This is a genomic window from Pseudomonas sp. R3-18-08 (assembly GCF_003852065.1).
Lineage (GTDB): Bacteria > Pseudomonadota > Gammaproteobacteria > Pseudomonadales > Pseudomonadaceae > Aquipseudomonas.
In genome coordinates, this window is record NZ_CP027729.1 from 761781 (window position 1) to 774370 (window position 12590).

The following is a 12590-nucleotide window of genomic DNA, read 5'->3' on the forward strand; positions in this document are numbered from 1 at the left end:
TGCTGAGGTCGACTGATGGCTCTATGCTAGCACCTCTTTTCTGCTGCATGAGTGTCATACGTCAATTAAGTACGTGTCGGCGGTATTCATTTTTTGACCTCGTGGTCGCGCTGTGTAAAAAGCGTGCATCCTTTATAGTTCAACCTTCGGTATGCGCCAATTTGGTTTAAAAGCCCGTACTGATGGGCACGATGGGGTAGGGTTGTGGTCGGAATGTTTGACCGCACCCGGACAATTGATGTGCATGAACTCAAGTGATTGAAAGGATATCGCCATGCTGGACTGGAAAAACCGCGAAGGCAGTGCCAAAGGCCCCGCCCCTGAGCCCAAGTCGGCCAACCGCAGCTACGTTCGCAACCTGCTGATGAGCCGCGCCTTGCTCAGCGTGATCTGCTTGTACTTGCTGGTCACCGGTGGCCTGGGTTGGTATTGGAGTCAGGAACCCGCGTTGTTCCCGGTCCAGCAAAACGCCCAGCTGGCGGCCGAGAAGGAAGGCAAGCAGATGGTGATCGGCTATACCACCGTCGAGACCCTGAAAAGTGTGGTCGGCACCTTGCTGAACAAGCCAGGTGGCTACATTTCCAACGACCGTTTCCCGCCAGGCCTGTGGATGGACAACATGCCCAGTTGGGAGTACGGCGTGCTGGTGCAGGTGCGTGACCTGACCCGTGCCCTGCGCAAAGACTTCGCCCGTTCGCAGTCGCAGTCGGCTGAAGACGCTGACCTGGCCAAGGCCGAGCCACGTTTCAACTTCGACAACAAGAGCTGGGTGCTGCCGTCCAGCGAGTCGGAATACCAGGAAGGCATCAACTCCCTGAACCGCTACGAAGCACGCCTGTCCGACCCGAACCAGAAGGGCGCGCTGTTCTATTCGCGCGCCGACAACCTGAACAACTGGCTGGGTGATGTCGCCACCCGCCTGGGTTCGCTGTCGCAGCGCCTGTCGGCCAGCGTGGGCCGGGTCAAGCTGAACACCGCGCTGAAAACCGAAGCGCTGGCGCCCGGTGAAGTACCGCAGGTCGATGAGGAAGTGGTGGAAACCCCCTGGATGCAGATCGACAACGTGTTCTACGAGGCCCGTGGCCAGGCGTGGGCACTGTCCCACCTGCTGCGCGCCATCGAAGTCGATTTTGCCGACGTGCTGGCCAAGAAAAACGCCACCGTCAGCGTGCGCCAGATCATTCGTGAGCTGGAGGCCTCGCAGGAACCGGTGTGGAGTCCGATGATTCTCAATGGCAGTGGTTTCGGGGTTCTGGCGAACCATTCGCTGGTGATGGCCAACTACATTTCCCGGGCCAACGCTGCAGTGATCGACTTGCGTCAGCTCCTCAACCAGGGTTGATGATGGACGCTACTCATAGGGAGGCTGCCCACCGCGTGGCCTCCGATGCTGAACTGATCTGTTGGGTCGACGAGCAGGACAACCTGCTCGGCCACCTGGTCAGGTCCGACCTTCGCCGGCGCGGCTTGATCGGCCGTTGCACCTTCATATTCCTGTTCAATACCAAGGGTGAGTTGTGCGTGCATCGGCGCACCCTGAGCAAAGCGCTGTATCCAGGTTTCTGGGACACGGCTGCGGGCGGGATGGTCGCGGCAGGGGAGACCTATGCCGATTCGGCGGCCCGTGAGCTTGCAGAAGAACTCGGCGTCAGCGGCGTGGAATTGACCGAACATGACCATTTCTATTTCGAAGACGGCGACAGCAGGCTTTGGTGCACCTCCTACTCTGCGGTATGGGACGGGCCACTGTGCCTGCAGCCCGAAGAAGTCATGGAAGCGCGCTTCCTGCCGATTGAAACGGTGTTGAGCGAGGCGAAACACAAGTCTTACTGCCCGGACGCTCAAGAGGGCCTGCGGCGCTATCTGGCGTTGCGTCGCTAAAGTTGCATGAAATGGCGCCATTTGGCCCTTAGCAACTTGGCTTTTTGCCGTTACACTGCGCCACTTTTCATCCCCTAGAGGATTGCCGGTGGCCAAGAAAGCCGCATCCTTCGCCGCCCTCGGTGGCCTGGTATTTTCCACCGACGCAGGTCGACACTGCCCGGACTGTCGTCAGCCCGTGGATTCGTGCACCTGCAAGAACACCCTGATTCCCGAAGGCGACGGCATTGCCCGCGTACGCCGCGAGAGCAAAGGCCGAGGCGGCAAGACGGTGACCACCATCACCGGCGTGCCGCTGGCCGAAGACGCGCTCAAGGAGCTTGCCACCGCGCTGAAAAAGCGCTGCGGCACCGGTGGCGCGTTGAAAGACGGGGTCATTGAAATCCAGGGCGATCACGTCGAACTGCTGTTGGCCGAGTTGATCAAGCTCGGTTACAAGGCCAAGAAGTCCGGCGGCTGAAAGCCTCTTCCCAACCTGTGTCTAAACTCTGTCCTGCAAGCGAGGTCTACCTCCCTCACAGGCAAATCGTCATTTTCATTCTTTAGACTGCGCCAGCCTCCGCTTGAGGTGGCGCCTTCGCCTTCATTTATAGGGGACTTCGATGTCCGTACGACGCACACGCAAAGACGATGGCAGCCAATGGACAGTTGCGGACAGCCGCAGCGTTTATGGGATTCGCCATTGGGGGGCCGGTTATTTCGCGATCAATGAAGCCGGTCGCGTAGAAGTCCGTCCGAACGGTCCGAACAGCACGCCCGTCGATTTGTACGAGCAAGTCGACGCGCTGCGCAAAAGCGGCCTGTCGTTGCCGCTGCTGGTGCGCTTCCCCGATATCCTGCAAGACCGTGTCCGCCAGCTCACCGGTGCCTTCGATTCGAACATCGAACGCCTGGAATACCAGAGCCAATACACCGCGCTGTACCCGATCAAGGTGAACCAGCAGGAAGCGGTGATCGAGAACATCATCGCCACCCAGAACGTCTCCATCGGCCTGGAAGCCGGCTCCAAGCCTGAGCTGCTGGCCGTATTGGCCCTGGCGCCGAAGGGCGGCACCATCGTCTGCAACGGTTACAAGGACCGAGAGTTCATCCGCCTCGCGCTGATGGGCCAGAAGCTCGGCCACAACGTGTTTATCGTGATCGAGAAAGAATCCGAAGTGGGGCTGGTAATCGAAGAGGCTGCCAGCCTCAAGGTCAAGCCACAGGTCGGCTTGCGTGTGCGCCTGTCGTCGCTGGCTTCGAGCAAGTGGGCTGACACCGGCGGTGAAAAGTCCAAGTTCGGGTTGTCGGCGGCGCAACTGCTGTCGGTGGTCGAGCGTTTCCGCGCGGCGGGCCTGGACCAGGGCATCCGCCTGCTGCACTTCCACATGGGCTCGCAGATCGCCAACCTGGCCGACTACCAGCACGGGTTCAAGGAAGCCATTCGTTACTACGGCGAACTGCGCAACCTCGGCCTGCCGGTGGACCACATCGACGTAGGCGGTGGCCTGGGCGTGGACTACGACGGTACCCACTCGCGTAACGCCAGCTCGATCAACTACGACATGGACGACTACGCCGGCGTGGTGGTGGGCATGCTCAAGGAATTCTGCGACGCGCAGAGCCTGCCGCACCCGCACATCTTCTCCGAAAGCGGCCGTTCCCTGACCGCCCACCACGCCATGCTGGTGGTGCAGGTGACCGACGTCGAGAAACACAACGACGAAATCCCGACCATCGAAAACAAGGAAAGCCTGCCGGAAACCGTGCAATGGCTGGTGGACCTGCTCGGACCGACCGATATCGAGATGGTCACCGAAACCTACTGGCGCGCCACCCACTACATGAGCGACGTGGCCACCCAGTATGCCGACGGCAAACTGACCCTGGCCGAGAAAGCCCTGGCCGAACAGTGCTACTTCGCCGTGTGCCGCCGCCTGCACAACTCGCTCAAGGCGCGCCAGCGCTCGCACCGCCAGGTGCTGGACGAACTCAACGACAAGTTGGCCGACAAGTACATCTGCAACTTCTCGGTGTTCCAGAGCCTGCCGGACACCTGGGCCATCGGCCAGGTACTGCCGATCCTGCCGCTGCATCGCCTCGACGAAGAACCGCTGCGCCGCGCCGTGCTGCAAGACCTGACCTGCGACTCCGACGGCAAGATCAAGCAGTACGTTGACGAGCAGAGCATCGAGACCAGCCTGCCGGTACATGCCCTGAACGAGGGCGAAGACTACCTGCTGGGTATTTTCCTGGTGGGGGCTTACCAGGAAATCCTTGGTGACATGCACAACCTGTTCGGCGACACCGACTCGGTGAACATCTACCAGCGTGAAGACGGTTCGGTGTACAGCGCCGGTATCGAGACCCACGACACCATCGAAGACATGCTGCGCTATGTGCACTTGTCGCCGGAAGAGTTGATGACGCATTACCGTGACAAATGCGCGAGCGCGAAGATCAGTGCTTCGGAGCGCACCCAGTTCCTCGATGCGCTGCGTCTGGGGCTGACGCGTTCGTCGTATCTTTCTTCCTGATACCGATCCAGCCTTCAACAGGGGCAGCAGCTAACCCTGCAGCCCCTTTTTTGCTACTGAACGATCAGGCAAAACTGTTGCTTGCAGGTGCCAGTTTTGCTTGTGAGTGTCACAAATTTCAGCTTGGCAGTACCGTCGGCAGGCGTTACAGAAACCGGATATTGACTCACGTTCCGTTCGAGAATGCCCTTAGTCTCCAAGGTTTCCTTATGACCCTTCTGCACCACCAATACACTGAATGGGCTGTTGTTACGCACCTCGACGGTTTGCGGCGAGAGGAGCGCAGGTGGTGCGTCCGGCGCTTGCACCGCTGGAACCACGACTTGCCCATCGGGTATGGATTCCATAGGTAGCGGATCAGAGGTGTCAGCTGCATGGGCGTTTTGCAGCACAGCGACCAGTAGCATGGGCGCAATAAAAGGCAATGTCCGGTTTTTCATGTTCTGTCTTCCCTAGGGCGGTATAGGTCGATTTAACGTCCGACAGGGAAGCTTGTCACCTGTAAGAACTAACAGGTATGGAGGTCAGCGTGGCGTATCGTTCAGCCACCGATTGTGTTTATTCAACCGCCAGGCAATAGCCCAGAGCGTCAGACTGCGCACCGCCATAAAGAGTAGGAAAGTTATCCACAGTCCGTGATTGCCGAGCCCCTGCAACATCCAGGCAAACGGCAGCACGATCAACACCGTCAGCAACATCCCATTGCGCATTTCCCGCGCCCGCGTTGCGCCGATAAACAGTCCATCCAGTAAATAACTCCACACCGTAATCAACGGCAATACCGCGAGGTAGGGCAGGTAGATATCGGCGGTTTCGCGCACGCTGGGGATATCCGTCTGCATGGCGATAAACACATGGCCGCCGAAGGTAAAGAGCAATGCGAAGCCCAGGCTGGCGATCAATGACCAGCCACAGGCCACCACCAATGAACGTCTCAACGCCTGGCGATCATGCGCACCGATGGCGTGGCCGCACAGGGCTTCCACCGCGTGGGCCAGACCGTCCAAGGCGTGAGCGGTCAGCAGCAGGCCGTTGAGCAACAGCGCATTAGCCGCCACGGTGGCATCGCCCAGGCGCGCGCCTTGCACCGTGATCATGAAGAACACCGATTGCAACGCCAGGCTGCGGATAAAGATGTCGCGGTTGACCGCCAGCAGCGGGCGCCAGCTTTCCCACAGTTTCAATGCGCCCCAGGCGATATGCCCAGGGTAGGCGCGCAGGGCTTTTTGCGTGAGGGCCAGGCCGAGCAGGGCGCCGGTCCACTCGGCGATCACCGAGGCGCGGGCCGAACCGACCACGCCCCAGTCCAGGCCGAGCACGAACCACAGGTTCAGCGCGATATTGACCAGGTTGGTGGTCAGCAGAATCGCCAGCGGCGCACGGGCGTTCTGGGTGCCGAGGAACCAGCCGACCAGCGCATAACTGGCCAGTGCCGCAGGCAGACCAAACAGGCGCGTATGGAAGAATTCACGGGTCAGTTGGTTCAGTTCGGCGGAGGGTTGCATCCACTCCAGGGCCAGATGACTGAGCGGGATACCCACGGTGCCGAGCAACATCGCCAACCCCAGCGCCAGCAACAGGCCCTGCAGCAATATCTGCCGCAAGGCCGCACCGTCATTACGCCCGGCGGCCTGGGCGGCAAAACCGGTGGAGCCCATGCGCAGGAAACCCATGGCCCAGGCGAGGAAGGTATACAAGCTGGCCCCGACGGCCACGGCGCCCAGTTGGTGAGCGTGGGGCAGGTGGCCGATGACCATGCTGTCGACCAGGGCTACCAGCGGCACGGAGATATTCGACAGGATCATCGGCGCGGCCAGGGCCCAGACACGGCGATGGGTGGGGCGGTGGCGCCAGTCGGTGAGCAGGGTGGTCATGAAGGCTCCTTCGAGGGTGGCGCATTGTAACCGTCCACCCGCCACACCGCAGAACCAATGTGGGAGGCCCCACTACCTCTTCGACGTAGCGCTGTCGCGCAGCAAACTGGGGGCGCCTACAAATATTCTTGGCGCTGAGGTGATCGTTCCCGCGCTCTGCGTGGGAATGCCTCCTGGGACGCTCCGCGTCCCGCCAAGCGCTGCAAGTTTCGGCGATTGCGCACAGGTGACGCGGAGCGTCACGGGCTGCAATCCCACGCAGGAGCGTGGGAACGATCTTTGAATGTGAAATTTCAGTTTTTAACTGAAAAATTAATCCTTTAAAATCAGCGAGTTATTTTAAGTTTGATAAGAGGGGGCTTGCTCCTGATGGCCATAGGTATCTACACAACTTTGTAGCCGCCACGGTAACCACGATGCGAAGCGAGCCGCTCTTGCTTGTGATCTTGCTTTTGATCCAAGCGCCCCGTTAAACCACGCTGGCCGGAATTCGACAGTGATTTGGGGGGTAAACCGGCAGGGATGCCGGTTTAGCCGCCCCGCGCCATGGATGGCGCGGGGCGGCGGCCCCCCAAATCGCTGTCGGATTACGGGCACACCGAGCCTAGGCGAGGTGCCGAGTGGTGGGGCAAGAGCCCTTTGGTTACTTTGGGGCTCTTTTCCAAAGTGACCCGCCGTCAGGGCGGAACCATAAGCCGCCGTTACCGCAGCAACGGATATGTACTCGCTCTGATCCAACATCATGGTCGGCTGTCAGGCCGCCATCGGGAGCAAGCCCCCTCCCACATTTTGATCTGCATTGTTTGTGGGATTTGGTTTAGCCCGAATGACGCCGAGAACCAACCCACCCTCCGTCGGTCAATGTGACCGGCGCCACAGCGGCTTGCCCGGCGCTGATATATAGTTCACCCCCGGTTTCCTCTGACGACGAGTGCCCCATGCTTAACAAAGGATTGTTCCTGGCCTGCGCGCTGGCCCTGCTGAGCGCCTGCGATTCTTCCGATAAACCGTCTGCACCCTCCGCCCCGGCGGCGAGCGTTGCGCCCAAGCCGGCCAAGGCGGCAGTGGATGTGGCGGCGTTGAAGCAGCGCTACGCCGGGCGCGAGTTGAGCGTGGTGGACGTGTCCGAGGTGCAGTTGGATGGGGCCAGCACCTTGTCGGTGAGTTTCTCCATTCCCCTGGACCCGGATCAGAAGTTCGCCGACAAAGTCCATCTGGTGGACAGCAAGTCAGGCAAGGTCGATGGCGCCTGGGAACTCTCCGACAACCTGATGGAATTGCGCCTGCGTCACCTGGAGCCGCAGCGCAAGCTGGTGCTCACGGTGGACCCCGGTGTCAGAGCGGTGAATAACAACCTGCTGCCCGCCGAGTACAGCGCCCGCCTGGAAACCCGTGACCTGCAAGCTACCGTCGGCTTCGCCAGCCGCGGCACGTTGCTGCCCACGCGCCTGGCCGAAGGCTTGCCGGTGATCGCGCTGAACGTCGACAAGATCGACGTCGAATTCTTCCGCATCAAGCCCGAGTCACTGCCGTCGTTCCTGGCGCAGTGGGGGCGCAATACCAGCCTGCAAAGTTACGAGTCCCGCGAATTGCTGCCGATGGCCGACCTGGTCTACGGCGGGCGTTTCGACTTGAACCCGGCGCGCAATACCCGCGAAACCCTGTTGCTGCCGATCGCCGGCCTCAAGCAATTGCAGCAGCCCGGAGTGTACCTGGCGGTGATGCGTGCCTCAGGCACCTACAACTATTCGCAACCGGCCACGTTGTTCACCTTGAGCGATATCGGCCTGTCGGTGCACCGCTACGCCAATCGCCTGGATGTGTTTACCCAGGCGCTGGAAGGTGGCAAGGCGCTGAACGGCGTCGAGCTGGAAATTCTCGATGCCGAAGGCCGTGTGCTCGGCCAGGGCAAGACCGAAGACGGTGGCCACGCCGAGTTGCCGCTGCCGAAAAAAGCCCAGGTGCTGCTGGCCAAACAAGGCGAACAGACCAGCTTATTGCGCCTCGACAGCGCGGCGCTGGACCTGGCCGAGTTCGATATCGCTGGCCAGCCGTCCCATCCGCTGCAGTTTTTTGTGTTCGGTCCGCGTGATTTGTACCGTCCCGGTGAAACCGTGCTGCTCAACGCGCTGTTGCGTGACAAGGACGGCAACGTCGTCAAGCCGCAACCGGTAAGCGTCGAAGTGCGCCGACCGGATGAGCAGGTCAGCCGCAAGTTCGTGTGGGACGCCGACGCTTCCGGCCTCTATCAATACGCGCTGCAACTGGCCGGCGAAGCGCCGACCGGGCGGTGGCAGTTGGTATTCGACTTGGGCGATGGCAAGCCGCAGCTGTATGAATTCCTCGTCGAAGACTTCCTGCCCGAGCGCCTGGCGCTGGAACTCAAGGGCAGCGACACCGCGCTGAGCCCGGCGGATGACCCGGTCATCCAGGTCAACGGCCGTTATCTGTACGGCGCGCCGGCCTCGGGCAACCGGGTCAGCGGGCAGGTTTATGTGCGCCCGCTGCGTGAGGCGGTCAAAGCCCTGCCGGGCTTCCAGTTCGGTTCGGTCACCGAAGAAGAGCTGAGCCAGGATTTCGAACTGGACGAGAGCACGCTCGACGCCAAGGGCCAGGAAGAACTGACCCTGGAAAGCAAATGGGCCGAGGCCAAGTCGCCGCTGCAACTGATCGTGCAAGCCAGCCTGCAGGAGTCGGGCGGGCGGCCGATCACCCGGCGCCTGGTACAGCCGATCTGGCCGGCCGAGCAATTGCCGGGCCTGCGCGGGCTGTTTGACGGCACTGAAACCAACGGCGACCGCCCGGCGGAATTTGAAGTGCTGGTGGCCAACCAGGACGGGCAGAAACTCGCCGCGCAGAACCTCAAGGTGCGTCTGGTGCGTGAGCGCCGCGACTACTACTGGAACTACTCCGACAATGATGGCTGGAGCTATCACTACAACGAGAAATTCCTCAACCTCGACGAACAGACCCTCGACATCAAGGCCGGCGATACCGCCAAGGTCAGCTTCCAGGTGGAGTGGGGCCCTTACCGCGTCGAGGTCGAAGACCCGCAGACCGGCTTGATCAGCAGCCTGCGCTTCTGGGCCGGCTACCAGGCCCAGGACAACACTGAAGGCGGCGCCGTGCGCCCCGACCAGGTCAAGCTGGCGCTGGATAAACCCGCCTATGGCGATGGCGACACCGCCAATGTCACCGTCACCCCGCCGGCTGCCGGCAAAGGCTACCTGCTGGTGGAGTCTGCCGAAGGGCCGTTGTGGTGGCAGGAAATCGACGTGCCGGCCGAAGGCAAAAGCTTCGCCGTGAAGCTCGACCCGAAATGGTCGCGGCATGATTTGTACGTGAGCGCACTGGTAATCCGTCCAGGCGAGCGCAAAGCCAATATCACCCCCAAACGCGCGGTGGGCCTGCTGCACCTGCCGTTGGATCGTACCCAGCGCAAGCTGGGCCTCACGCTGACCGCTCCGGAAAAAATGCGCCCCAAACAGCCGCTGACGGTGAAGATCGCCGCCAGGAATGCCGACGGCAGTGTGCCCAAGCAGGTGCATGTGCTGGTGGCCGCGGTGGACGTGGGCATTCTCAATATCACCGAATACCCCACACCCGATCCGTACGCCAGCCTGTTCGGCCGCAAGGCCTACGGCGTGGACCAGTTCGACATCTACGGCCAGTTAATCGAAGCCGGGCAGGGCCGCCTGGCCAGCCTGGCGTTCGGTGGCGATGCGGCACTGGCCAAGGGCGGCAAGCGCCCGGACACCAGCGTGACCATCGTCGCCCTGCAAAGCGCGCCGGTCACCCTCAACGAAAAGGGCGAGGGTGAAGTCAGCGTCAATATTCCGGACTTCAACGGCGAACTGCGCCTGATGGCCCAGGCCTGGAGCGATGATCGCTATGGCATGGCCGAAGCCAAGACGGTCATCGCCGCGCCGCTGATTGCCGAGCTGTCCGCGCCGCGCTTCCTGGCCGGCGGTGACCAGACCACCCTGGCGCTGGACCTGTCCAACTTGTCGGGCAAGGCGCAGAAACTCGAGGTGCAACTGACCGCCGAAGGGCAACTTGAACTGGCCGGTAACGGCGCGCAAACCGTCGAGCTGAAACAAGGCCAGCGCACCACCCTGCGTATCCCGGTAAAAGCCTGGGGCGGCCTGGGGCAGGGCAAAGTGAAGGTCACGGTCAATGGCCTGGACCTGCCCGGTGAAACCCTGCCGCCGTTCAGCCGTGAATGGACTCTGGGCGTGCGCCCTGCTTACCCGGCGTTGCTCAAGCATTACCGCGCCGTGCTCAAGGACCAGCCGTGGAGCTTGCCGGCAGGCACCCTGGAGCAGTTCGACAGCTCGGGACGCGAGGCGTTGTTGAGCCTGTCCAGCCGGCCGCCGTTGAACCTCGGCGCGCAGATCAGTGCGCTCAAGGCTTACCCCTACGGCTGCCTGGAACAAACCGCCAGCGGTCTGTACCCCTCGCTCTATGCCGACGACGCGCTGCTTAAACGCCTGAGTATCAAGGGCGAGCCGGATGCCGAGCGTAAACGCAAGATCGAGCTGGGCATCGAACGCCTGTTGGGCATGCAGCGCTACAACGGCAGCTTCGGTTTGTGGGGCGCTGACGGCGAGGAAGAATATTGGCTGACCGCCTACGTCACCGACTTCCTGCTGCGCGCGCGCGACCAGGGCTTTGCCGTACCGGCCGAGGCGCTGAAGAAAGCCAGTGAGCGTCTGCTGCGCTACGTGCAGGAACGCAACCTGATCGAAGTCGACTACAGCGACAACGCCGACCACACCCGTTTCGCCGTGCAGGCCTACGCCGGCATGGTCCTGGCGCGCAGTCAGCAGGCGCCGCTGGGGGCCTTGCGCAGCATCTTCGAACGCCGCAGCGATGCGCGTTCCGGCTTGCCGCTGGTGCAGCTGGCCATCGCCCTGCAGAAAATGGGCGACCAGCCGCGTGCGGACCAGGCGTTGCTCGCGGGCCTGGCGGCGCAGCGCAGCGCCAAGGAATGGTTGGCCGACTACGGCAGCCCATTGCGCGACCAGGCGATGATCCTGGCCTTGCTGGAAGAAAATGACCTGGCCAAGGGCAAGCGCGAGGAACGTTTGTTTACCCTGGCGGACCAGTTGGCGGCCAGCCCGTATCTGTCGACCCAGGAGCGTAATTCACTGTTCCTCGCTGGGCGCCTTGGGCTTGCCCAGCCAGAGGCGAGCTGGCAGGTGTCGCTGACCGGCAGTGGCGCGGTGCGCGAACTGAACAATCAGCAATCGACGCTGCAACTGGATGACAAGCTGCTGTCCAGCGACTTGACCCTGAGCAACCAGGGCGAAACGCCGGTGTACCAGCAACTGACCCTTTCCGGTTATCCACAAGTGCCACCGGCAGCGGGCGGCGAGAATCTGAGCATCCGTCGCGAATACCTGGGCATGAACGGTCAGCCGCTGAACCTGCACAGCCTCAACAGCGGTGATTTAGTGCTGGTGCACCTGGCGGTCAGCGCCAAGCAACGGGTGCCGGACGCCTTGGTGGTCGACCTGCTGCCGGCCGGCCTGGAACTGGAAAACCAGAACCTGGCGCAAAGCGCGGCCAGCCTGGAGAACGCCAGCAGCCAGGTGAAGGAATGGCGCGAATCGATGCAGAACGCCTCACTCAAGCATCAGGAGTTTCGTGATGACCGTTATGTGGCGGCCATGAACCTGGATGGCTATGGGACGACGCACTTGCTTTATCTGGCGCGGGCTGTAACGCCGGGCACCTACCGCGTGCCGCCGCCGCAGGTGGAGTCGATGTACCGGCCGAACTGGCAGGCGGTGGGCGAAACCCCGGCAGATATGGTGATCAAGGGCCGCTGATCGCTGAAGTTGAAATGGGGGCTATTGTGGGAGGGGGCTTGCTCCCGATAGCTGAGTGTCAGCCAATGATGTTTTGACTGATTCACCGCTATCGGGAGCAAGCCCCCTCCCACATGGGATTGGGGACATTCTTGGATCTAGTGCACAACCCAACTGAGCAGCCACAACCCCAGGATCAACCAGATAATCCCCATGATGATCGACGCGCGCATGAACGCCCGCACGGCCGAGTACAGCAGCAACAGCCCGACGATCAGGGTAAGGATGCTGATGATCGAGGTGTCCATGCCCAGGGTGCGTGACAAGCCATCGATAAAGTTGCCGCCGGCGTGGGTCAGGGCTCCGAACAAGCCGCTCAGACCGTCGACGATAAAGCGGATGACGGAGCCGAGCGCCTGGCCCAACCACTCGAAAAAGCTTTCTACCTGCATGTGCGTGTCCTGATAAGAAGGTGGGCGTAACTGTGCCTTTGGTCGTTGTAGCGA

At 61.5% G+C, this 12590-nt stretch carries 8 protein-coding genes; 5 read left to right on the forward strand and 3 right to left on the reverse strand.

The annotated features are described in order from the left end of the window. The first annotated feature begins 274 nt into the window (after positions 1-274). The 4 genes from C4J92_RS03360 (at position 275) to speA (ending at position 4397) form a co-directional block, all read left to right on the forward strand. Positions 275-1342: a DUF2333 family protein gene (locus tag C4J92_RS03360; protein WP_124402953.1), complete on the forward strand. Its 1068-nt coding sequence runs from the start codon at positions 275-277 to the stop codon at positions 1340-1342. 2 nt (positions 1343-1344) lie between these two features. Continuing rightward, on the forward strand, positions 1345-1881 hold the full coding sequence (locus tag C4J92_RS03365) for an NUDIX hydrolase (RefSeq protein WP_124402954.1): 537 nt from the start codon (positions 1345-1347) through the stop codon (positions 1879-1881). 88 nt (positions 1882-1969) lie between these two features. Further along, positions 1970-2341: a translation initiation factor Sui1 gene (locus C4J92_RS03370; protein ID WP_124361101.1), complete on the forward strand. Its 372-nt coding sequence runs from the start codon at positions 1970-1972 to the stop codon at positions 2339-2341. A 142-nt stretch (positions 2342-2483) separates the two neighbouring features. Continuing rightward, complete coding sequence (gene speA, locus C4J92_RS03375) at positions 2484-4397, forward strand: arginine decarboxylase (protein ID WP_124361102.1); 1914 nt, start codon at positions 2484-2486, stop codon at positions 4395-4397. A 53-nt stretch (positions 4398-4450) separates the two neighbouring features. Here the strand turns inward: speA and C4J92_RS03380 are convergent, their stop codons facing one another. Further along, positions 4451-4837, reverse strand: coding sequence for a hypothetical protein (locus C4J92_RS03380; protein WP_124402955.1), 387 nt, complete (start codon positions 4835-4837; stop codon positions 4451-4453). An 84-nt stretch (positions 4838-4921) separates the two neighbouring features. After that, the gene (locus C4J92_RS03385) at positions 4922-6271 is read right to left on the reverse strand and encodes an MATE family efflux transporter (RefSeq protein ID WP_124402956.1); all 1350 of its coding nucleotides are present in this window, start codon (positions 6269-6271) and stop codon (positions 4922-4924) included. 938 nt (positions 6272-7209) lie between these two features. Here C4J92_RS03385 and C4J92_RS03395 point away from each other — a divergent pair. Continuing rightward, positions 7210-12105, forward strand: a complete 4896-nt coding sequence (locus C4J92_RS03395; protein WP_124402957.1) for an alpha-2-macroglobulin — start codon at positions 7210-7212, stop codon at positions 12103-12105. Between the two features lie 137 nt (positions 12106-12242). Here the strand turns inward: C4J92_RS03395 and C4J92_RS03400 are convergent, their stop codons facing one another. Continuing rightward, positions 12243-12536, reverse strand: a complete 294-nt coding sequence (locus C4J92_RS03400; RefSeq protein WP_124365693.1) for a hypothetical protein — start codon at positions 12534-12536, stop codon at positions 12243-12245. Positions 12537-12590: the final 54 nt, after the last annotated feature.

Excerpts from the sequence above, each read along its gene's own strand:
- C4J92_RS03360 (WP_124402953.1), top strand. The coding sequence starts at position 275 with ATGCTGGACTGGAAAAACCGCGAAGGCAGTGCCAAAGGCCCCGCCCCT.
- C4J92_RS03365 (WP_124402954.1), top strand. The coding sequence starts at position 1,345 with ATGGACGCTACTCATAGGGAGGCTGCCCACCGCGTGGCCTCCGATGCT.
- speA (WP_124361102.1), top strand. The coding sequence starts at position 2,484 with ATGTCCGTACGACGCACACGCAAAGACGATGGCAGCCAATGGACAGTT.
- C4J92_RS03380 (WP_124402955.1), bottom strand. The coding sequence starts at position 4,837 with ATGAAAAACCGGACATTGCCTTTTATTGCGCCCATGCTACTGGTCGCT.
- C4J92_RS03385 (WP_124402956.1), bottom strand. The coding sequence starts at position 6,271 with ATGACCACCCTGCTCACCGACTGGCGCCACCGCCCCACCCATCGCCGT.
- C4J92_RS03395 (WP_124402957.1), top strand. The coding sequence starts at position 7,210 with ATGCTTAACAAAGGATTGTTCCTGGCCTGCGCGCTGGCCCTGCTGAGC.
- C4J92_RS03400 (WP_124365693.1), bottom strand. The coding sequence starts at position 12,536 with ATGCAGGTAGAAAGCTTTTTCGAGTGGTTGGGCCAGGCGCTCGGCTCC.